General features: G+C 51.3%; 18 protein-coding genes and 1 pseudogene. 13 read left to right on the forward strand and 6 right to left on the reverse strand.

What is annotated here, in order from left to right; all coding sequences use genetic code 11:
• Positions 1-344 precede the first annotated feature (344 nt).
• The 6 genes and pseudogenes from NNN64_RS18450 (at position 345) to NNN64_RS18475 (ending at position 6,960) form a co-directional block, all read left to right on the forward strand.
• Positions 345-1,343, forward strand: coding sequence for an MsnO8 family LLM class oxidoreductase (locus NNN64_RS18450; protein WP_271442324.1), 999 nt, complete (start codon positions 345-347; stop codon positions 1,341-1,343).
• Entirely contained in the window at positions 1,343-2,464 is a 1,122-nt protein-coding gene (locus tag NNN64_RS18455; RefSeq protein ID WP_271442325.1) for an amidohydrolase, read from the forward strand. Before NNN64_RS18450 ends, NNN64_RS18455 begins: the two co-directional genes overlap by 1 nt.
• A gap of 24 nt (positions 2,465-2,488) precedes the next feature.
• Positions 2,489-4,747 (forward strand): annotated as a pseudogene (locus tag NNN64_RS18460) (NtaA/DmoA family FMN-dependent monooxygenase).
• Positions 4,748-4,757: 10 nt separating this feature from the next.
• Positions 4,758-5,267: a GNAT family N-acetyltransferase gene (locus NNN64_RS18465; RefSeq protein WP_271442326.1), complete on the forward strand. Its 510-nt coding sequence runs from the start codon at positions 4,758-4,760 to the stop codon at positions 5,265-5,267.
• 9 nt (positions 5,268-5,276) lie between these two features.
• Positions 5,277-6,203, forward strand: a complete 927-nt coding sequence (locus tag NNN64_RS18470; protein WP_271442327.1) for an amino acid ABC transporter permease — start codon at positions 5,277-5,279, stop codon at positions 6,201-6,203.
• Positions 6,187-6,960: an amino acid ABC transporter ATP-binding protein gene (locus NNN64_RS18475; protein WP_137381829.1), complete on the forward strand. Its 774-nt coding sequence runs from the start codon at positions 6,187-6,189 to the stop codon at positions 6,958-6,960. Before NNN64_RS18470 ends, NNN64_RS18475 begins: the two co-directional genes overlap by 17 nt.
• Before the next feature lie 44 nt (positions 6,961-7,004).
• Here NNN64_RS18475 and NNN64_RS18480 read toward each other — a convergent pair whose 3' ends face one another.
• Positions 7,005-7,994 (reverse strand): zinc-dependent alcohol dehydrogenase family protein, encoded by a 990-nt coding sequence (locus tag NNN64_RS18480; RefSeq protein ID WP_271442328.1) that lies wholly within the window; start codon positions 7,992-7,994, stop codon positions 7,005-7,007.
• Between the two features lie 89 nt (positions 7,995-8,083).
• Positions 8,084-9,013, reverse strand: coding sequence for a LysR family transcriptional regulator (locus tag NNN64_RS18485; RefSeq protein WP_271442329.1), 930 nt, complete (start codon positions 9,011-9,013; stop codon positions 8,084-8,086).
• A 132-nt stretch (positions 9,014-9,145) separates the two neighbouring features.
• Here NNN64_RS18485 and NNN64_RS18490 point away from each other — a divergent pair, with 132 nt between their 5' ends.
• Positions 9,146-9,763, forward strand: coding sequence for a glutathione S-transferase family protein (locus NNN64_RS18490; RefSeq protein ID WP_271442330.1), 618 nt, complete (start codon positions 9,146-9,148; stop codon positions 9,761-9,763).
• 12 nt (positions 9,764-9,775) lie between these two features.
• On the opposite strand, the gene NNN64_RS18495 is transcribed toward NNN64_RS18490, so the two are convergent.
• Positions 9,776-10,690, reverse strand: coding sequence for a LysR family transcriptional regulator (locus tag NNN64_RS18495; protein ID WP_271442331.1), 915 nt, complete (start codon positions 10,688-10,690; stop codon positions 9,776-9,778).
• Between the two features lie 348 nt (positions 10,691-11,038).
• Between NNN64_RS18495 and NNN64_RS18500 the strand changes: the two genes are divergently transcribed.
• From NNN64_RS18500 to pptA, 5 genes are all read left to right on the forward strand, one after another.
• Positions 11,039-12,004 (forward strand): hydroxyacid dehydrogenase, encoded by a 966-nt coding sequence (locus tag NNN64_RS18500; protein WP_271442332.1) that lies wholly within the window; start codon positions 11,039-11,041, stop codon positions 12,002-12,004.
• 25 nt (positions 12,005-12,029) lie between these two features.
• Positions 12,030-12,728, forward strand: coding sequence for an RraA family protein (locus NNN64_RS18505; RefSeq protein WP_137381838.1), 699 nt, complete (start codon positions 12,030-12,032; stop codon positions 12,726-12,728).
• A 54-nt stretch (positions 12,729-12,782) separates the two neighbouring features.
• The gene (locus NNN64_RS18510) at positions 12,783-14,204 is read left to right on the forward strand and encodes an SLC13 family permease (RefSeq protein ID WP_271442333.1); all 1,422 of its coding nucleotides are present in this window, start codon (positions 12,783-12,785) and stop codon (positions 14,202-14,204) included.
• A gap of 109 nt (positions 14,205-14,313) precedes the next feature.
• Positions 14,314-15,255, forward strand: coding sequence for a malate dehydrogenase (gene mdh / locus NNN64_RS18515; RefSeq protein ID WP_271442334.1), 942 nt, complete (start codon positions 14,314-14,316; stop codon positions 15,253-15,255).
• Positions 15,256-15,424: 169 nt separating this feature from the next.
• A complete protein-coding gene (gene pptA, locus NNN64_RS18520; RefSeq protein ID WP_271442335.1) occupies positions 15,425-15,652 on the forward strand; it encodes a tautomerase PptA in 228 nt (75 codons plus the stop codon).
• Between the two features lie 38 nt (positions 15,653-15,690).
• Here pptA and NNN64_RS18525 read toward each other — a convergent pair whose 3' ends face one another.
• Both NNN64_RS18525 and NNN64_RS18530 read right to left on the reverse strand, forming a co-directional pair.
• Entirely contained in the window at positions 15,691-17,667 is a 1,977-nt protein-coding gene (locus NNN64_RS18525) for an alkyl/aryl-sulfatase (protein WP_271442336.1), read from the reverse strand.
• Between the two features lie 216 nt (positions 17,668-17,883).
• Positions 17,884-18,456 carry a flavin reductase family protein gene (locus NNN64_RS18530; protein ID WP_271442337.1) on the reverse strand — a complete coding sequence of 191 codons (573 nt, stop codon included), beginning with the start codon at positions 18,454-18,456 and terminating at the stop codon, positions 17,884-17,886.
• Between the two features lie 158 nt (positions 18,457-18,614).
• On the opposite strand from NNN64_RS18530, the gene nhoA reads away from it, so the two are divergent.
• Positions 18,615-19,460 (forward strand): N-hydroxyarylamine O-acetyltransferase, encoded by an 846-nt coding sequence (gene nhoA, locus NNN64_RS18535; protein WP_271442338.1) that lies wholly within the window; start codon positions 18,615-18,617, stop codon positions 19,458-19,460.
• A gap of 58 nt (positions 19,461-19,518) precedes the next feature.
• Here nhoA and NNN64_RS18540 read toward each other — a convergent pair whose 3' ends face one another.
• Complete coding sequence (locus NNN64_RS18540) at positions 19,519-20,412, reverse strand: PhzF family isomerase (protein ID WP_271442339.1); 894 nt, start codon at positions 20,410-20,412, stop codon at positions 19,519-19,521.
• Positions 20,413-20,483: the final 71 nt, after the last annotated feature.

Raw genomic sequence — 20,483 nt, forward strand, 5'->3', positions numbered from 1 at the left:
CAATCAATACAAGCGCATAACACAGACAGGTGTTTAGCCTGACTTAAAGTAAATTCAATACTGAACGCGTGTGTAAAAATAAATCAAACGGAAAAGGATGTTGCCGTCTTTCCGGTATCAATAAAAAACCTATTATATTTTGTAGTATGCAAATACAAGCCATTTTTTCTGCATAGTGCCGCGTTAAAAACCGGAAGTTTGACTCCTGTTGGTATGAACGTTATCCCTGATCGCTGCGGGGTTGGTTATCTGTTTTTTAGCTGAGCAAATGTGAATTAAATGTTTCTATATGGTTATTTGATGATTTAATAATACTGACATGTTAACAAATATAGGCCTGCAACATGTCATATCGCCTGAGTATTCTGGATAAAAGCCCCATCGGGGAAGGTGAAACTGCCGCAACCGCACTGGCCCGTACGCTGCGCCTGGCACAACGCGCAGAAGAGTGGGGATATCACCGTTTTTGGATAGCTGAGCATCACAATACGCCGCAACTTGCCAGCCCATCACCGGAACTGGTGATCGCCTGGATACTGGGACAAACCCAGCACATTCGTGTGGGCTCCGGTGGCGTCATGCTGCAACACTATAGCCCCTACAAAGTAGCGGAAAACTTTAATCTTCTGGCCTCACTGGCACCAGGACGTGTCGATCTTGGGGTTGGGAAAGCACCAGGCGGCTTACCGCTGTCAACACAGGCACTGCAGGTGGGTCTGCATCAGGAAGAAAAAGGCAGTTTTGCCGACCAGCTTACTCAACTGAACGCCTGGCTGGCGCTGACCGGGACAGAAAGCGGGCAGACAGTATTCCCGACACCGCTCCCGCCTGCGCCGCCGCAAAGATTTGTGCTGGGCGCGAGCGTAGAAAGTGCACGCCTGGCGGCAGAGTCCGACTGGAACTTTATTTTCGCGGCGCACCTGAACGGCGACAAAGCATTATTGCATAAGGTGCTGAGCTTCTGGCAGGCCAACAGTTCACGTCCAACGATTGTCGCCGTGCAGGTTATTGTGGCTGACAGCAGTGATATAGCTGCGCAACTGGCGGAAGAGGTACAAATCTGGGGCGTCGAGTTGGAGGACGGACAACGCGTCACCGTCGCCAGTGAAGAGCAGGCGCTGGCTTTCGCCGCGCAGGCGGGCAGCGCACCGCGAACAATCGCCCGGCGTGAGCAGGCGCTACTGCAGGGGAGCGCCCAGGAGGTGGTGGCAACACTGCGTTCATTGCAGGCGCAATACGGTATTGATGAGTTCATTATCGATACGCCGGTGGCTGAAGGTCATGCACGCCTGACATCGCTACGCCTGTTGGCACAGGCCCACAGTACGATGGAGGTTGTCTGATGTCATTAGCCTCACAGCTTATCGATTGGCGTCGCGAGCTACATCAGCACCCGGAGCTGTCCCTCCAGGAAGTCGCGACAACCGCGCGTATTCGTGACTGGTTGCATGCTGCAGATGTCACACTATTGCCGTTCAATCTGAAAACGGGTGTCGTTGCCGAAATTGGTCAGGGAGAAAATGTCATCGCTCTGCGGGCGGATATCGATGCTTTACCGATCGAAGAAAACACGGATGTACCGTTTCGCTCCGTCACACCGGGGGTGATGCATGCCTGCGGACATGATATTCACACCAGCGTGATGCTCGGCGCCGCACTGTTGCTTAAGCAGGAGGAAAACACGCTACCGGGGCGCGTGCGTATTTTGTTTCAGCCGGCAGAAGAAAGTTTTGGTGGAGCTAAAACGCTGATCCGTGCCGGAGCCCTGCAAAATGTGGCCGCGATTTTTGGCATGCACAACGAGCCCGGGTTGGCGGTAGGCGATTTTGCCACCCGAGGAGGGGCGTTTTACGCCAATGTGGATCGCTTTGTGCTGCGTATTACCGGAAAAGGCGCGCATGCGGCACGTCCGCACGAGGGAAAAGATGCCATCCTGCTCGCCAGTCAATTGGTGACGGTATTACAAAGTGTCGCCAGCCGTGAGGTCAATACGCTGGATTCGGTGGTGCTTAGCGTCACCCGAATTCAGGGGGGAAATACATGGAATGTACTACCGGAATCCGTTGAGTTGGAAGGGACGCTCCGGACACATCGCGCAGAGGTGCAACAACAGGTCAAATCACGCGTCAGTGATATTGCCGCTGGGTTTGCCCACGCCTTTGGCGCACAGATCGATGTTATCTGGCACGCCGGGCCTACGGCCCTGGTCAATGACGCGCACTGGGCCGATATTGCGACCAAAGTCGCCAGACAATCCGGTTACACGACGCATCATGCCGACCTGCATATGGGCGGGGAGGATTTTGCCGTTTATTTGCAAAATACGCCTGGGGCGTTTGTTAGCATCGGTAGTGCCAGTGAATACGGATTACATCATCCGGGGTTTAATCCGGATGAAAGGTTAATTGAACCTGCCGCACACTACTTTGCACATTTAGCAAAAACGGCATTCGCACACCTTTAATTTACCTGTTGGGTAGGGGTTACTATGGCTGAAAATCGGCAACTACGTCTGGGCACTATTTTGCATGGTGCTTCCGGGAATATGTCAGCATGGCGTCATCCGGCAGCGCGTGCTGATGCCAGTATTAATTTTGATTTTGTAAAAGAGACTGCACATATTGCGGAGAAAGGGAAACTGGATTTTATTTTTGTCGCTGACGGCCTGTATATTAATGAAAAGTCTATTCCACATTTTTTAAATCGTTTTGAGCCGCTGACGGTATTATCTGCACTGGCAAGCGTTACCCGTCATCTTGGCCTGGTGGGCACGGTTTCTACCTCTTATAGCGAGCCGTTTACTACCGCACGACAGTTTGCCAGTCTGGACCATCTTAGCCAGGGCAGGGCCGGATGGAATGTGGTGACATCCCCACTGGAAGGTTCTGCTAAAAACTATTCCCGTGCCCAGCATCCTGAGCACGCGCAACGTTATCGCATTGCCGATGAATATTTACGGGTAGTGAAAGGTCTGTGGGATTCCTGGGAAGACGATGCGTTTGTCCGCAATAAAACAAGTGGCGAGTTCTTTCATCCGCAGAAATTACATACCCTGAACCATCATGGTGATTATTTCCAGGTGGCAGGGCCATTAAATATTGGCCGCACCCCACAAGGTCGCCCGATTATATTTCAGGCAGGCGCATCACAAGATGGGAAAAAATTGGCGGCGCAGCATGCGGACGCTATTTTCACCCATCAGGAATCGCTGTCTGAAGCCAAAGCATTTTATCAGGATGTAAAAAGTCAGCTTGAAGCTGTCGGACGTCATGCCGATGAACTGCATATTTTCCAGGGCGTCAGCATTATTGTTGGCGACAGTGACGCTGACGTAGAGCAACAGTATCAGGCGACCGCAGCACTGGTGTCGATCACCGACGCGCTGAATTACCTGGGACGCTATTTTGAACATCACGATTTTAGCCAGTACCCGCTGGACGCACCGTTCCCGGATCTTGGCACCCTCGGGGAAAACAGTTTTCGTAGTACCACTGACGAGATCAAGCGCAATGCGCGGGAGCGGGGATTAACCCTGCGTCAGGTGGCGCTGGAAGCTGCCAGTCCACGACCACGTTTTAGTGGAACACCGGCACACGTTGCTGATGGTCTGCAGCAGTGGTTCGAGGAAAAAGCCGCCGACGGTTTCATCATCCAGGGGGGAACGCCAGATACCTTTCCACGGTTTGTCGAACAGGTTATTCCCGTGCTTCAGGCGCGCGGTTTATTTCGCCACGACTATCCCGGCACGACGCTGCGTGCAAGCCTGGGGCTGGCAACACCTGCAAATCAATTCACACAATAAGAGAAAAACGCTATGCAGAAAAAATCACTACTTCTTGCGCTGTCACTGGCTTTCAGCGCGACTGTCTGGGCAAATGACGTCACTATCAACGGCACCGGCGTGAGCCTGGAAGCCAATAAAACACCGATTAATACGGCTAAAAATCCACAGGCGATTGCGCAGTTACCCGCTAACCTGCACCTGGCTGTACCGGGTAAATTCACGGTCGCTATCGCCGGACTGAGCCAGCCGCCGCTGACTGTATTTGCCGATGATAATAAAACGCTCATCGGCAGTGAGGCCGATATTGCTCGCCTGGTTGCCGATAGCCTGGGGCTGGAGCTAAATGTCGTACCCACGTCATGGGAAGACTGGCCACTGGGCGTGGCGTCCGGGAAATACGATGCTGCGATCAGCAATATCACCGTGACCAAAGCGCGGAAAGAGAAGTTCGATTTTGCCACTTATCGTAAGGACTCCCTGGGTTTTTATGTCAAAACCGGCAGCACGCTGACGAAAATTGAACAGGCGGAAGATATTGCCGGGCTGCGCATTATCGTCGGTTCAGGGACGAATCAGGAGGCCATTCTGTTGGCGTGGAACGAAGAGAATCTGAAGAAAGGATTAAAACCGTTTACGCCAGTGTATACCAAAGATGATGCTGCTCAGACGCTGGCTCTACAGTCAGGTCGTGCAGATGCTTACTTTGGTCCGAATGTCATTGGGGCCTGGAAAGCGGCGCTCAATGGTAAAACGCAATTGGTGGGCAGCGTCGATGGCGGATGGCCGAAAGCCGCACATATTGCCGTCACGCTGAAAAAAGACAGTGGCCTGGTGCTGCCGGTGCAAACTGCCCTCAACGGTGTGATCGGCAATGGCGACTATGACAAGGTGCTGAACCGCTGGGGGGAAGGGGTAGAACGTATCCCGCAATCTGAAGTTAACCCTGCCGGTTTAGGCGACTAAGGAGGTCAATGTGAGCGATCAATTCCGCGTTGTCTCGCCCGAAGCCATTGAGCTACAGCCGATCCTCAACGGACTGTTTGGTGAATATGCCGCCCGCTATGGCGATTATTTTTCTCGTGATGCTGAAGTGGAGCTAACCGAATGGTATCTGGCTCCACAGGGGATTTTTGTGGTGCTGGAGCGCGACGGCGAAATTATCGCCACCGGGGCTTACAAACCCTATGACAAAGACACCGCTGAAATTAAGCGTATCTGGACGAAAAGCAGCCTGCGTAAGCAGGGGCTGGCAGCGCACGTGGTGCAGGAACTGGAGCGGCGGGCATTACTGGCGGGCTATAGCCGTATCTACCTGACCACGGGCTTTCGCCAGCCAGAGGCTGTCCGGCTTTATTTGAATCAGGGGTACGATCCTCAGTTCGATACCACACGTAATCCAGAAGAGTACAGCCAGCCGCCTTTTGATGGACGACTGCGCTTCACCAAACTGTTGACTATCGCAGGTCAGGCCAAAATTGCCTGAGGAGAGAAGATGAAAACGACTGCAACCATCAAAGTCGTCCCGGCACGTTACCCGATGCGCACCGTAGGGGCGATTATTGCCCTGTTTGTGCTGGCGGCGATTATTCAGTCTGTCGCGTTTAATCCGCGCTGGGAATGGGGCGTGTTTGCTCGCTGGTTCTTCGACCCGGTTATCTTGTCTGGACTTGGGCAAACGCTGTTGTTGACGCTCATTGGGACATTACTGAGCGTGGTATTTGGTGGGTTGTTGGCGCTGGCCAGACTCTCATCATCCTGGCTGCTAAACAGCCTGGCGTGGGGATACATCTGGTTGTTTCGTTCACTCCCGTTGATTGTGGTGTTGATCATTTTGTACAACTTCTCCTATTTGTACGACACGCTGGCGATCGGCATACCGTTCACTGCTCTCCAGTGGGGCAGCTTTGAGACTATTAACGTACTCGGACAGTTTTCCACGGCGGTTGTTGGCCTGACGCTGGTGCAAAGTGCTTATACCGCTGAGATTATTCGCGGCGGATTTCTTGGGGTTGATCATGGTCAGTATGAGGCGGCCGCCGCACTGGGATTGCCTGCCTGGCGCCGCACGCTGCGTATTATCCTGCCACAGGCATTGCGCACTATTTTGCCCGCCGGGTTCAATGAAATTATCAGCCTGGCAAAAGGAACGGCGATGGTTTATGTACTGGCCATGCCGGAACTGTTCTACACCATCCAGATGATCTACAACCGCACCCAGGAAGTGATTCCGCTGCTGATGGTTGGCGCCGTGTGGTATCTGGTGATCACCAGTGTTTTGTCATTAATTCAGCATCTGGTTGAACGCGCGCTGGCACGCAGTGAGAGACGATCCGCTATTAACACCGCCAGGGTGAGTCGCACGGCTAAACGTCGTCGTCAGGTTCCACAGCAGGAGGCTATCCATGTCCCACTCGCCTGAAGGTCATATTTCCATTACCGGCGTCAGCAAATATTTTGGTCGCCATAAGGCACTGGACAACGTATCGCTGGAGATCCCACCCGGTACGGTCACGGTTATTCTCGGGCCTTCCGGTTCAGGTAAATCAACGCTATTACGGGCGATTAATCATCTGGAGCGTGTCGATGAGGGGTTTATTCAGATTGACGGTGATTATATTGGCTACCGCCTTCAGGGAGACCGATTGTATGAGCTGAAAGAGGCGGAAATCCTGCGCCAGCGTATCAATGTGGGCTACGTATTTCAGAACTTTAACCTGTTCCCGCATTTAACGGTGCTGGAAAACCTGATTGAAGCGCCTGTTGCACACGGACTGGCTTCGCGCAAAGAGGCTATTGAGCGGGCATTTACTTTGTTGGATGCTGTCGGACTGCGGCAAAAAGCCGATGCCTGGTCGCGGCATTTATCCGGAGGCCAGCAGCAACGTATCGCCATTGCCCGCGCGCTGGCGTTAAATCCGCGCGTGATGCTATTTGATGAGCCGACGTCCGCACTCGATCCTGAACTGGTGGGCGAAGTGCTGGACGTGATTAAGTCACTGGCACAGTCGGGAACCACGCTGGTTGTGGTGACGCATGAAATTGGGTTTGCCCGGGAAGTGGCCGATCAGGTGGTGTTTATGGTTGACGGCAAAATCGTCGAGCAGGGTAGCAGTGAACAGGTGCTAAATTATCCACGCCACACGCGCACGCAGCAGTTTTTGTCGAAGGTTCTGTAAATACGTGGAAGAGCGTTGCGGCACAGGGTTGTGCCGCACAGCGATTACAGGGTAACGACGATTTTGCCTACCTGGCCGTTGGCTTCCATGTACTGGTGTGCCTTAACGATGTCATCAAATGCAAAGGTTTTATCAATCAGTGGTTTGAGTTGCCCCGATTGCAATCCTTCAAAGATGAAACGTTTAGCCCGTGCCAGTTTTTCAGCATCAGTGGTGATTTCGAAAAGCTCATAGCCGCGGAAGGTCAAATGGCGGCCAAGGATCTCAATCACCGGGATCGACAAATCGCGACCGTCCAGCGAACCGTACTGGAAAAATAACCCTCCGGCAGGCATTACCTGGGCTATTTTCGCCACACCGGGGCCGCCGACCGGATCAAAGACCACGCGGGTACCTTTGCCATCGGTTATACGGTTAATTTCTGCGACCAGGTCCTGCTCCTGACTGGCAATGACCTCAGCGGCACCCAGTTGTAACAGGGCGTCGCGTTTCTCATGGGTTCGCGTCATCGCAATAGGTGTTGCACCGACCATGTTGGCGATCTGAATTGCGGCGAGACCAACACTGCTGGACGCGGCATTGATCAGCACGTTATCGCCAGGTCCGATATTGGCATACTCCACCAGCGCGCCAAAAGCAGTCACATACATCATCCAGCTGGCGGCGGCCTCGGCAAAGCTCAGGTTTTCCGGATGTTTAACGACCGCATGAGCGGGCGCATTGACGATTTCGCCATACATACCGTACTGATGAAAGCTGAATGCCGGAATGACGCTCACGCGATCGCCTGGTGCGAACTCGTTCACATTGTCACCGACGGCTTCAACAATGCCGGAGGCTTCATAGCCCAGGCGAGCAGGAAAATTGGGTTGGTAAATATACTGACCGGTACGGTACATAATTTCCGCCCGGTTAATACCTATTGCACGAACGCGGATCTGAACATCGTTTGCAAGCGGTGCCGGGGTCTGAATATCCTGAATATTCAGCACATCAGCGCCACCCATTTGATTGAAAACCACGACTTTAGACATAGCGGACCTCGGTAAATTGTTCTGACTTGAGTCCGCACAATGTATTGGTTCTGGTGAGGGTGAAAAACCGCCATTACGGAACTTCACTATTACTCAAATTGTAATAATCCCTGAAGTCGTGGTTTTTGCTGTACGAAAAGCTGACTCAGCCAGTCAATAAAAACCCGCACGCGCGGGGCCAGATAGCGCCTGTCCGGGTAGAGAACAGACACCGGTTTAGCGTCTCCCGCATAGTCACGCAGCACCTCAATCAGTTGTCCCGACTGGAGGTAGGGCGCCAGTACGGCGTGAACGCCGTGTATGATTCCCAGCCCAGATAAACAACCGGTTAGCAGAATGTCGGAGTTGTCTACGCTCATTCGGCTTGCTGGCACGATCGATACCGTTTTCCCGTCGTTGATAAAGGACCACTCCAACGCGTCACGATGACGTTCGCTAAAGAAGTTGAGTGCCTGATGCTGAGCTAAATCATCCGGTGTCTGTGGGATGCCCCGTGTAGCCAGATAATCTGCGGACGCACAGGTCACCATTTTAACCTCGCCAAGTCGTCGGGATATTAGCGAGGAGTCCTGCAATTCTCCAATGCGGATCATGCAGTCGATCCCCTCCGCAAGCAGATCAATTTTGCGGTCAGTGGAGGTGAGAACAATCTCAACGTCCGGATAGCGTGACTGAAAGTCGCTTAGCGCGGGAACGATAATCGAGTGAGCCAACGACAGTGGCGCGTTGATCCTGAGCTTTCCACGCGGAGGCCGTGTTGGTGAGAAAGAGGCCATGATGTCATCCACGTCACCCAGCAGTGCCTTGGTCCGCCGGTAAAATGCGTCACCTTCTTCGGTCAGGGTAACCTTCCGCGTCGTTCGGTTTAGGAGTTTCGTCCCCAGATCGTCCTCAAGATGCTGAATTGCTTTCGTCACCGCGGGGCGGTGCAGGTGCAACACATCAGCGGCTTTGGCAAAACCACCTTGTTCGACAACCTGCACAAAAATGCTCATATATTCAAACATACTCGAACGCATCTCTTATTCTCTCCCGTATCCGTTATGACGGTTGTAGTCTCCGGCATTGTTATTATGAGAGTAATAATTCCGGCTGCATAGATTGTCGAATGCTGCTCTACACTTAGGGTTTTAACATTGAGGGGTTGCAGCATGATTAAGGTCTATGGGGTACCGGGCTGGGGATCGGCCATCAGTGAAGTGATGCTTACACTGGCGGAGATCCCTTACAGCTTTATTAATGTGGACGGCTTTGACAGCGACGGGCCGTCGCGGGCGTTGCTAAAAACTATGAATCCGCTGTGTCAGGTGCCCACACTGATACTGGAAAATGGCAATGTGATGACGGAAACGGCGGCTGTTGCGCTGATGATTCTGGACAGCAGGCCCGAACTGGCGCCGCCTGTCGGACATGTGGAACGTCAACAATTTCAGCGCCTGTTGATTTGGCTGGTGGCAAATGTCTATCCCACGTTTACCTATGCCGATTATCCACAACGCTGGGCACCGGACGCCCCGGCGCAGTTGAAAAAGGGCTGCATTGAGTACCGTAAATCGCTTTATATGTGGCTGAATGACCAGCTAAGCGCCGAACCGTACGCGTTTGGCGATCAGCTCACGTTGCTGGATGTTTATATTGCTGTTATGCGCACCTGGGGGCCAGGACATGACTGGTTTCAGGATAATACGCCCAATATCAGCGCCATCGCGGACGCGGTTTGTCAAATCCCGCGGCTGCGTACTGTACTGAAAAATAACAGAATTATTTGACGCGATGAACGCTTAAAACATGTCTTGCCCCTGTTCGCGGATCATCCTGATAAGTCGTTCTGTGATGGGAGAGGGGCTGCGATCCTTGAGTCGACCAAGAATAAAATGACGGGAATTTGCTGTTCCTTCCAGCGGGATTTCCTTCAATTGTTTATATACCACGCCGCCCTTGGTCAAATTACGCCGGGGTATGAAGCCCAGTAATTCTTTATTTGCCGCAAGGATTTTTGGCATGAGATGGAACGATGATGTTTCTATCTGGGCTCGCGGTGGCGGAAGCCCCCGGCTAATAAAAAACTGATCGATCCAGCGTCGGGAGGCCGTATTTTTCCCCGATAACAACCATTTGTATTCGACAAGGTCTTGAGGCGTAATTGACTTCAACTCTTTTGTAAAAATAGGATGCTCGCAGCTGCCGACTAAAACCACAGCATCCTCCATTATCGGGTAAATAATAGCGTTCTCATAGCTAATCGTTTTAGTAACAATAATGATATCTAACTGATAATTCTGCAGATTATCCCAGAGATAATTATTTACTCCGGGAACAATTTCGAGCATAGCGAGGGGGTTTTCTGTCAGAAAAGCCTGACAAAGCTTAGGAATGAGATATTCAGCGACAGTCGGTACACAGCCTATACGTATTTTGCCTGACACCCCGCGAACATAGTTTTCGAGGTCCTGTTCCGTTTGCTCCATAAAAAAGCAGAGCTTTCTGGCCCGTTCGCGCAGTAACTCACCCGCGGCGGTAAGCGTTATACCGTGCCCGCTGCGGGTCAATAATTGTGTACCCACTTCCTCTTCCAGACGCTGGATGCATTTTGACAGCGCAGGTTGCGAGCGCCCAAGGCGTTCTGAGGCTTGAGCGAGGCTACCCACTTCTGCAATAACATAAAAAAACGTCAAATCGCGAATATTGAGATTCATGACTCTACAGCACCTTTTCCCATCCGCCCGGTATTAGCGTCACAGCATGGTAGAGAATGACGCGCCATTATTTTTTGACCTGACAGCAAAAAGATGACGTTTTCTCTTGCATAAAAAGTAAGAAAATACGGCGAAATGTGTGAACCATGCCGCCTGTCAGTTCCGCATTATTACGCAATAACATCCTGGTGAATTAATACAACCAACTGTATTTTATGATGTTTATAAGCGAATTTTGTTTTTACGCTATTTAACGAAAAGTTATTGCCGCTATCAATATTATTGCCTGTTGCGTCGCCTTGTCCTGGGGTAAAAATCTCCCATCCCGACTATGGCAAGGAGAAGAGGATGCGTTTTACCGTATTAATGACGGCACCAAAACTGGCGCCGAAGGGTGTTAAAAAACTAATAGATGCTGACTGTAAAATAATCTATGTAAATGATTCAACGGATCCGCAGGCGATCCTGTCGATTTTATCCACTGAGCCTGTTGATGCTGTTATTTCACGCACGATGGCGCTAACGGGCGAAGCTATCCGTGCTTGTCCAACGCTGAAAGTCATCACCAAACATGGCGTAGGCGTAAGCAACATTGATGTCGATGCGGCGACGGAACGAAATATTCCCGTCCTCGTGACGCCGGGAACAAACTCACAATCGGTTGCCGAACTGGCATTAGGGCTCATGCTGGCGGCCGCCAGGCGCATTGCATCCTATGACCGAGATTTACGCACAGGGAACTGGAGCCGCGCCGGAAACGGCCAACAATTAAGTGGACGCACTTTGGGATTGGTGGGTTTTGGCCAAATAGGACAAACGCTGGCGCAATTCTGTATAGCGCTGGGCATGAAGGTCGTCGCTTACGATCCCATGCTCAAGGCCAGCCCAATCGAACAGGTCACACTTGTCAACGATTTACCGGCGTTGCTTCGCCAAAGCCAGGTGCTCAGCCTACATTGTCCGCTGGTTCCCGCTACCCGAAATCTGATTAACGAAGAGGCGCTTTCACTACTGCCTGATGGTGCAATTCTGGTTAATACCGCCAGAGGGCCGCTGATTGATGAAAATGCGCTGGTAGCGGCTTTGCAGAGTGGAAAAATTGCAGGTGCAGGTCTGGACACTTTCGTTAATGAACCACTGCCCCTCAGCGATGCTATTGCCTCACAACCCACCGTTGTTATGACCCCGCATGTTGGCGGGTCCACGCCTGATGCGTTAGACGCGATGGCTGCGCATGCCGCTGACAACGTGATTAATTTCCTTAACGGAAAACCACTATCCCCGAGTCTGTGTGTTAACCACCTGATTAAATAATATTTACGACGTACTGGAGAATAAAATGTCTATTGGATTCAGAGTCTTTACTCAACGTGAACTGCCTACAGCTGATGTTATCGAAGGTTTCAAAACCATACCAGCAGCAAATATTGCCGACTGTATGGGGCGGCTGAGCGCGATGAATTGCCGCATCCGACGCATGACGGCACCTGCGGAACAAAATATGGTTGGTGTTGCGCTGACGGTAAAAGCGCGTCCTGGCGACAATCTGATGATGCATAAAGCGCTGAACATGATTAAACCTGGCGACATTCTGATCGTTTCCAACGAAGGGGACAGCAGCCAGTCGCTGATGGGCGAGATCATGGTCGCCTACGCCAAATCTCAAGGCATTGCGGGCATCGTGCTGGACGGACCAATGCGTGATCTTGATACCATCTATGCAATGGGGGTTCCAGTTTATGCGACAGGTCACACCCCTGGCGGCCCATTCAAAGAAGGTCCAGGCGAAGTCAATGTTCCTGTAGCCTGCGGCAATATTCACGTTACGCCGGGCGATATTATCGTCGGTGACAGTGATGGCGTCATTGTGATCCCTAAACATGATGCGGCAAAATTGCTGGAAGAAGCTCGCAAGTTTTCTGCCAACGACCATGCAAAACTGGTTGCAGCGCAGACCGGAAAAGCCGATCGCAGTTGGGTGGATAAAGCGCTCGCGGCGAAAGGCTGCGAAACGATTGACGCTGTTTATCCGGGTTAACTCTACAGATGCCAGCCACGTTTGTGGCTGGCTTGCTCAAATAGGCTAATAATAATGGCAGAAAAAATAAAAGCGTTGTCGTTTAAGAAACGGTGGGGAATTCCGTTAGCGATCCTGGCGATGGCGATTACCTATACATTTCCCATGGCAGGACTTTCCATGGAGGGGAAGCATGCGCTGGTATTGTTTGCGGGTGTTTTTATCCTGTTCTTATCCGAACCCATCCCCATTGTTGTTTCAAGCTTACTGATTGTTCCTGCTGCCGTATTATTAAAAGTATGCAGCTTAAAAATGGCACTGTCGGGATTTTCTTCATCTTCCTCTTATCTTCTGGTTGGCGCATTTATTATGGCTGTGGCGCTAACCAAAACACGCTTAGCAGAACGGATTACTTTTTTAATTCTTAAAGTTACCGGCAGTAGCGTGCGTAATTTAACACTGGGGGTGACCATTGCGAATATTGTGCTGGCATTCTTTATTCCGTCGTCAACCCCAAGGGTCGCGATCCTGCTACCCATTTGTCTGAATTTAATTGCGTTATTTAAAGAAGAAGGGCGAACAAAATTTGCAGTGAATTTGCTGCTCACCATGTCGTTTACCAATTCCACGATCAGTGGCGGTATTTTGACTGCCAATTTACCGAACCCCATTACCGTTGAATTTATTCATAATGCCGGTGGGCCAATGATCTCCTATCTGGATTTTTTGATAGTCGGGTTCCCGCCAGCATTACTGATGACGTTTATTACCTGGATCTACCTGCAGTTTGCTTATCCGCCTGAGCAATCGCATATCCCCGGTGGAGAGCAGTTGATTAAAGACAGTCTGGACGGGATGGGAAAAATGTCTGCGGCTGAGTGGAAAACGTTGTGGATTTTCCTCGGCGTGGTCTTCCTGTGGGTCACCGGTGATTGGATAGGTGTCGATTCTACCACGGCCTGTATGCTGGGGGCTTGTCTGCTCTTCTTCCCTAAAATTGGCGTGATTAATTGGTCGGAAGCCAATAAAGGCGTGTCGTGGCAAGTGCTGTTCATTTGCGGCGGTGGTGTCAGTATGGGGGCTATTTTGATGAAAACCGGTGCGGCAGAATGGATATCGATGTTGATCTTTAACCATCTGGGTTTATCCACGCTGAGTACCATCGCCTTGCTGATTGTCGTGCTTATCGTCGTGCAATACATGCATATTTTCTTTGTGGGCACGACCGCGATGGCGGCAGCAATGTTGCCTGTACTGATTGGTATTGCCCATGCGGCAGGTCTGCCACCGGCAATGCTGGCGTTACCGGGTGGGATGATTATTGGCGCATATCCATTATTGATGTTTTATAACACCATTCCGGGCGTGTTGGTCTTTGGTACCGGGAAGGTTGCTATCAATGATTATCCGCGCGTCGGTATTGTACTGTGTGCGATTGCTTGTCTGATTTATGCATTATGCGCATTGTATTATTGGCCAATGCTTGGCGTATTTTGATTTTCAGTAATAATTGCTTATTTGTTGTTGGCGGTTGTTTTACCGCGATGTTTATCTGAGCCATCGCGTGGTCAATTATATCTATCGATAACCCTGCAAAGGATATTATATGAAAGTTACTCTTCTTGGTGCTGCCGGAGGAATAGGGCAAGCTTTGTCGTTGCTCCTTAAATTACACATGCCAGATGGGGCTGAGCTAGCTCTATACGATATATCAACAGCAACACCAGGGATTGCTGTTGATTTAAGCCATATTCCAACCGATGTGCATATTCACGGATATTGTGGCACTCAGATCCAACATGCGTTAGATGGTGCAAATATTGTTATTGTTTGTGCCGGTATTGCCCGTAAGCCGGGAATGGATCGTTCTGACCTCTTTAGTATTAATGCCAATATTATTCATCAGCTTATTGGTGATGTCGCAAATATATGCCCTGATGCCTGTATTGGTATTATAACTAACCCTGTTAATACCACGGTGGCGATTGCCGCTAATGTCCTGCAAAAGGCTGGCGTCTACGATAAAAACAAGCTCTTTGGTATCACCACGTTGGATGTCATTCGCGCAAATACGTTTGTTGCACAAATGAAAGGCTGCAGCGTGCGGGACGTTGAGGTTCCGGTCATCGGTGGACATTCAGGCGTCACGATCCTGCCGTTGTTCTCGCAGCTTACGGAGATAAAACTTTCCGATGACGAGATCCGTGCGCTGACAGACCAGGTACAACATGCCGGGACTCGGGTCGTCGAGGCTAAAGCGGGAGCCGGGTCGGCCACATTATCAATGGGGCAGGCAGCCGCACGTTTTTGTTTGTCGTTACTCCGTGCACTGAGTGGGGAACAAGGCATTGTAGAATGCGCATATGTAGAAAGCGGCAGCCAATACGCCCGTTTTTTTGCCCAGCCAGTAGAATTGGGTGTCAACGGAGTATCTCGCGTTATTGCGCTAACTGACCTGAGCCGCGTTGAGCAGGATGCACTCGAGGCAATGCAAAGCGAACTGCGGAAAGATATTGCGTTTGGTGAGCGGTTTGTTTGTAAGAATTAACCGTGGTGGTTTTGAAAAAGCCGATCGTCGAAATCGGCTTTCAACGTTTGCCAGGCCGGTAACGTTGTGCATCTGAGCATCAATGTAGATGAAAGACGTCTGGAGGAATTTTGCTAACTGGCGCATATTACGTTATCGCTGTTTTACCCAAAACAATAAGGAACCTGCAATGCCGCATATCGATATTAAATGTTTTCCTCGCGCCCTTACCGATGAACAAAAAACCGCGCTGGCGGCGGATATTACAGATGTCATTATTCGTCATTTGCAAAGCAAAGACAGCTCAGTCAGCGTGGCATTGAATGAGATTGAGCCTGAGGCGTGGCAAGCCGTATGGGATGCGGAAATCGTGCCGCAGATGGACACGTTGATTAAAAAACCCGGTTACAGTATGTGAGAAAAAACGGGCGAGTCATTCGCCCGTTTTTGATGCCATTATGGCGTGACAATATTGAACCAGAATTCAAATTTGTCCATGTAACCGAGCATGGCGTTGAGCTTGGCGCCGTCTCCGGTAATTTTCACCTCACCGCTGTCTTGCGCCTGCTTCAGCGTCACTTCCTTGAGGATGATTTTGTTCAGCGTATCGCGATTGAGCGCGATAGTGGCATCCGCATCTTTCGCTTCAGAATTAGCGGTATGGTTCAGAACACCGTTTTCCAGCTCCAGTTTGTATTTACCACCATCGCTACCAAGGTCGATATTGAATACTGATTTCGCATCGCCCGCTTTCTGCCCGTTAATATGTACCGCCAGGTAGTCGAAGAACATTTCTGGCGTCATGGCGCGGACAGTATCCGGACTGGCCGTATTCGGCGTCGGGCCTTTCACCACGCCGTTGCGCAGTTCTTGTGCGCCCGTCAGGTAGAAGTTACGCCACGGACCAGACTCTGCCTGATAGCCTAATTGTTCCAGCGCATCGGCTTCCAGGTTTCGCGCGGCCTGGTTGTTCGGATCGGCAAATACGACTTTGCTCACCACCTGTGCAACCCAGCGATAGTTGCCCTGATCGTAGTCAGCTTTTGCTTTTTGCAGAATGGCATCCGCACCGCCCATATAGTCGACGAATTTCTTCGCCGCTTCTTCCGGCGGCAGTTCATCAAGTGTGGCTGGGTTGCCGTCAAACCAGCCGAGGTACAGCACGTAGGTGGCTTTCACATCATGGCTAACGGAGCCATAGTACCCGCGGTTCGCCCAGGTGTGTGCCAGTGAATCCGGCAACTTAAAGTTCGCCGCGATTTCATCACGGGTCAGACCTTCGTTGGCCATGCGCAGCGTCTGGTCGTTAATATAACGGTATAGATCGCGTTGGCTTTTCAGTAGGCTCACCACCTTGTCATTGCCCCAGGTTGGCCAATGGTGCTGTGCCATCAGAATTTCCGCTTTATCACCCCAGCGAACAATTGCTTCGTTGATGTATTTGGACCACGGCAACGGTTCGCGAATTTTTGCACCGCGCAGAGAGTAGGTGTTGTGCAGGGTATGGGTGACATCTTCAGCCGATTCGATGAGTTTTTTCTCTTCGATGTACCACAACATTTCTGAAGGCGCTTCGGAGCCTGGAGCCAACATGAAGTCATAGGTCAGGCCATCAATAACCTCTTTTTGCCCATCTTTCTCGATGATATTCGTTGGCGCAATCAGTGTAACCGTCCCTGCGGAAGTGGTGGTTCCCAGTCCCGCGCCGACCTGGCCTTTAGCATCCGGTTTTAGCAGGTTGCCGTACATGTAGCTGGCGCGGCGGCTCATGACGTTACCGGCCATGATGTTTTCAGCAACCGCTGCTTCCATAAAACCGGCAGGCGCATAGACCTTCACTTTGCCTGCTTTAACATCGGCTTCATCAACAACACCGCGCACACCACCGTAATGGTCGACGTGGCTGTGGGTATAAATCACCGCGACAACCGGTTTTTTGCCACGGTTTTTAAAGTAGAGATCCATGCCGACTTTGGCCGTTTCTGCCGACACTAATGGGTCAACAACGGTGATACCTTCTTTACCTTCGATGATGGTCATATTCGACAAATCGAGGTTACGGATCTGATAGACACCCTCCGTGACTTCAAACAACCCGCTGATATTGATCAACTGAGACTGGCGCCACAAGCTCGGGTTTACCGTATCCGGTGCCTTATCGCCTTCCTTAATAAACGCGTACTGTTGCGGATTCCAGATAACGTTGCCTTGTTCACCTTTGATCACGTCCTGAGGAATCGGGGCGATAAAGCCTTTGTGCGCGTCGGTAAAGTCGGTGTTATCAGAAAAGGGGAGTTGATTGTAGAGTGCATTGTTGGCTTGTTGCGTGGCTGCCGTCGCCTCTTTTGGGGCTTCAGCAGACATGACGGGAACAGCAAAAGACGTTAATAACCCAGCAAGTATAAAGCTTTGTGCGATTCTATTAAGTTGCATCGTAAGACCTCTCTGACACTTCATAAGTCCAGTTCTGGGGAGATGCTGCTTTAACGGATTGCGTTTTGAACCAATATTTGACTTAGTGCACGATTAACTATAATTCACATGAATGATTCAGCAAGGTAAGGGAAACGATTTATCTGACTGGTTTTTCGGAAGTTTTGAGAAGGCTGATAGGGATGACAGGCGGATCTGCCATCCATTTGTCGGTGATTATTTACCGGCAGTAACCTGTTTCCCGCTGGTGACAAATGTTCCGGCACCAAGGTGATGCAGGGTATTGAGTTTGCCATCATCAAACTGCCAACGACCTTCCACGAAGACTCGCTCATCAGCGGCAGCCGAGACCACTTCGCCAAACAAGGTGTCATATTTGTCCTGAGCCGCTGTGGCAGGAAGCAGGCGGCATTCCATCCAGGCGAGACACTTGGCTTCTACTAGCGGCAGCCCCAATACCGGGCCTTTGACTACCGGAATGCCGTAGCAGTTGAACTTATCTTCTATTCGACCGGAAACACTCCCTACGGCATAGGTCCAGTTCGTCGCGGCAACACCTGGAATAACAATACCAAATTGACCGCTACGTTCGATCAGTTCGCGCGACCAGGCCGTCTTGTCGACAACAATGGCTACCCGCGGCGGATCAAATTCCACGGGCATTGACCACGCGGCAGCCATCACATTACGCCGTTCTGTATTCGCGTCACGACTGGTTATCAAAATGGTGGGGCCGTGATTAAGCAGTCGGCTGGCGTGTTGTAATTCAACCGGACGAAAATGACTCATAGCGACTCCTCGGCAGAATAAAAATGACATCACAATAAACATAGATAGTAACGGGATTAGCGATTTTGTCGCCTCGCCGGGGGGAACAGCGCACAAAAGCGACAGCGTAAAATTAAAAATGCGTTATAAGTACAACATTCAACAAACAGGAATCCCGTATGACGCCTTTTTTAAACGCTTATTTTGCCCGTATTGGCTGGTCAGGTGTGCCCAACGTCGACATTGAAACGTTGAGAGCGCTGCACTTACTGCATAACGGTGCCATACCCTTTGAAAATCTTGATGTGCTGCTGCCGCGTGAAATGCAGCTTGACGATGTGTCCCTTGAAGAGAAGTTGGTCACTGCTCGCCGCGGTGGCTATTGCTTTGAACAAAATGGTGTATTTGAACGGGCGCTGCGCGACATCGGCTTTACCGTACGCAGTTTGCTGGGACGCGTGGTATTGGCGAATCCGTCAAGCCTACCGCCGCGTACACATCGCCTGTTACTGGTTGAATTACAGGGTGAACAGTGGATCGCTGATGTTGGATTTGGCGGACAAACGCTGACAGCGCCGATTCGTCTGCAGGCTAACATTGAGCAGAAGACGCCACACGGCGAATATCGCCTGATTCAGCAGGGGGAAGACTGGATATTGCAGTTCCGCCATCATGATCACTGGCAGTCAATGTACCGATTCGATCTGGTGGTGCAACATCACAGCGATTATCTGATGGGTAATTTCTGGTCTGCACACTGGCCGCAGTCGCATTTCCGCCACCATTTGCTGATGTGTCGCCATTTACCCGACGGCGGCAAGCTGACGTTGACCAATTTCCACTTTACTCATTATCAGGATGGTCACGCGGTAGAGCAGATTAATCTGCCTGACGTTGCCAGCTTGTATACGCTGTTGCAGGAACGCTTCGGCCTGGGCGTTGACGATGTAAAACACGGCTTTAGCGAGGAGGAACTGGCGACAGTAATGGCGGCGTTTGATACGCATCCGGAGGCGGGAAAATAGGGGCATCAGAATTAATGCCGGATGCGGCGTAATCGCCTTATCCGGCCTACCTGAAGATTTAAAAATCGATCGCCCATTCGGCGTGAAACAGGATCACTGCAGAGCCGGAAATCGTCACTTTTTCTGGCTGGTTATCACGGATAGTCACCGTCACATCAACAATGCCGTCGCGTCCCAACGCACGTCCCTGGTGCCCCTGAACATGCAACGTTTTGCCATCATGAGCCATCAGGTTATGGTGTACCAGCCAGGCGCCCATTGGACCATTCGCGTTGCCGGTGACCGGATCTTCCACAATTCCGATAGCCGGTGAAAACATGCGGCCATCGGTTGCGTTTTCGCCCGGACGGAGTTGAAACGGGAAGAAGCCGTTACAGCCAATCTCTTTGCTAATTGCCGTCAGCGCGGGCAGGTCAGGGGAAAGGGCGTCAATATTCACCTCGGGCTTCAGTGGGATCATCACTTTTGAATGCCCGGTAGATGCCACCTGAATCGGCAACCCAGGCAGCATATCGTCTTCAGTGAGGTGCAGCGCGTTAATAATCGCGCGGCGAATGGCCCCATCCAGCGGCGCCTCAAAAACAGGTTTCCCTTGCTCCAGGCTGATGCGGTAGTCAGCGCCGTGCGTATGTACGTCGACCCGGTGCCTACCGGCAAGTGACGTTTGCCAGACGGTCGTATCACCCAGCCCCAGCACGTTGGCGCGAACATAATGCGCGGCGACGGTAGCATGCCCACAGATGGGCACTTCGACCGTTGGCGTGAAGTAGCGAATACGCACATCGCTGTCGTCACTGGTCAGTAGAAAAGCCGTTTCCGAATGGCGCAGCTCACGTGCTATCAGCTGCATCTGGGCGTCACTCAACCCATCCGCATGCAGCACAACTCCCGCTGAATTGCCGCGAAAGGGTTCTGAGGTAAAGGCATCAACGTGGTAAACCTGTGGTTTCATTGGCGTTCTCCTGGAATGGAGAAGCATCATAACGTACAAAAAGTGGGATAGCGATGCTGCCCGGTAAGTGC

This window comes from Citrobacter sp. Igbk 14, assembly GCF_028069825.1.
In the GTDB taxonomy this organism is placed as follows: Bacteria; Pseudomonadota; Gammaproteobacteria; order Enterobacterales; family Enterobacteriaceae; genus Citrobacter.

Excerpts from the sequence above, each read along its gene's own strand:
- NNN64_RS18530 (WP_271442337.1), bottom strand. The coding sequence starts at position 18,456 with ATGAGTCATTTTCGTCCGGTTGAATTACAACACGCCAGCCGACTGCTT.
- NNN64_RS18485 (WP_271442329.1), bottom strand. The coding sequence starts at position 9,013 with ATGCGTTCGAGTATGTTTGAATATATGAGCATTTTTGTGCAGGTTGTC.
- NNN64_RS18495 (WP_271442331.1), bottom strand. The coding sequence starts at position 10,690 with ATGAATCTCAATATTCGCGATTTGACGTTTTTTTATGTTATTGCAGAA.
- NNN64_RS18490 (WP_271442330.1), top strand. The coding sequence starts at position 9,146 with ATGATTAAGGTCTATGGGGTACCGGGCTGGGGATCGGCCATCAGTGAA.
- NNN64_RS18470 (WP_271442327.1), top strand. The coding sequence starts at position 5,277 with ATGAAAACGACTGCAACCATCAAAGTCGTCCCGGCACGTTACCCGATG.
- NNN64_RS18510 (WP_271442333.1), top strand. The coding sequence starts at position 12,783 with ATGGCAGAAAAAATAAAAGCGTTGTCGTTTAAGAAACGGTGGGGAATT.
- NNN64_RS18475 (WP_137381829.1), top strand. The coding sequence starts at position 6,187 with ATGTCCCACTCGCCTGAAGGTCATATTTCCATTACCGGCGTCAGCAAA.
- NNN64_RS18525 (WP_271442336.1), bottom strand. The coding sequence starts at position 17,667 with ATGCAACTTAATAGAATCGCACAAAGCTTTATACTTGCTGGGTTATTA.
- NNN64_RS18450 (WP_271442324.1), top strand. The coding sequence starts at position 345 with ATGTCATATCGCCTGAGTATTCTGGATAAAAGCCCCATCGGGGAAGGT.
- NNN64_RS18480 (WP_271442328.1), bottom strand. The coding sequence starts at position 7,994 with ATGTCTAAAGTCGTGGTTTTCAATCAAATGGGTGGCGCTGATGTGCTG.
- NNN64_RS18505 (WP_137381838.1), top strand. The coding sequence starts at position 12,030 with ATGTCTATTGGATTCAGAGTCTTTACTCAACGTGAACTGCCTACAGCT.
- NNN64_RS18455 (WP_271442325.1), top strand. The coding sequence starts at position 1,343 with ATGTCATTAGCCTCACAGCTTATCGATTGGCGTCGCGAGCTACATCAG.
- nhoA (WP_271442338.1), top strand. The coding sequence starts at position 18,615 with ATGACGCCTTTTTTAAACGCTTATTTTGCCCGTATTGGCTGGTCAGGT.
- NNN64_RS18540 (WP_271442339.1), bottom strand. The coding sequence starts at position 20,412 with ATGAAACCACAGGTTTACCACGTTGATGCCTTTACCTCAGAACCCTTT.
- pptA (WP_271442335.1), top strand. The coding sequence starts at position 15,425 with ATGCCGCATATCGATATTAAATGTTTTCCTCGCGCCCTTACCGATGAA.
- NNN64_RS18500 (WP_271442332.1), top strand. The coding sequence starts at position 11,039 with ATGCGTTTTACCGTATTAATGACGGCACCAAAACTGGCGCCGAAGGGT.
- mdh (WP_271442334.1), top strand. The coding sequence starts at position 14,314 with ATGAAAGTTACTCTTCTTGGTGCTGCCGGAGGAATAGGGCAAGCTTTG.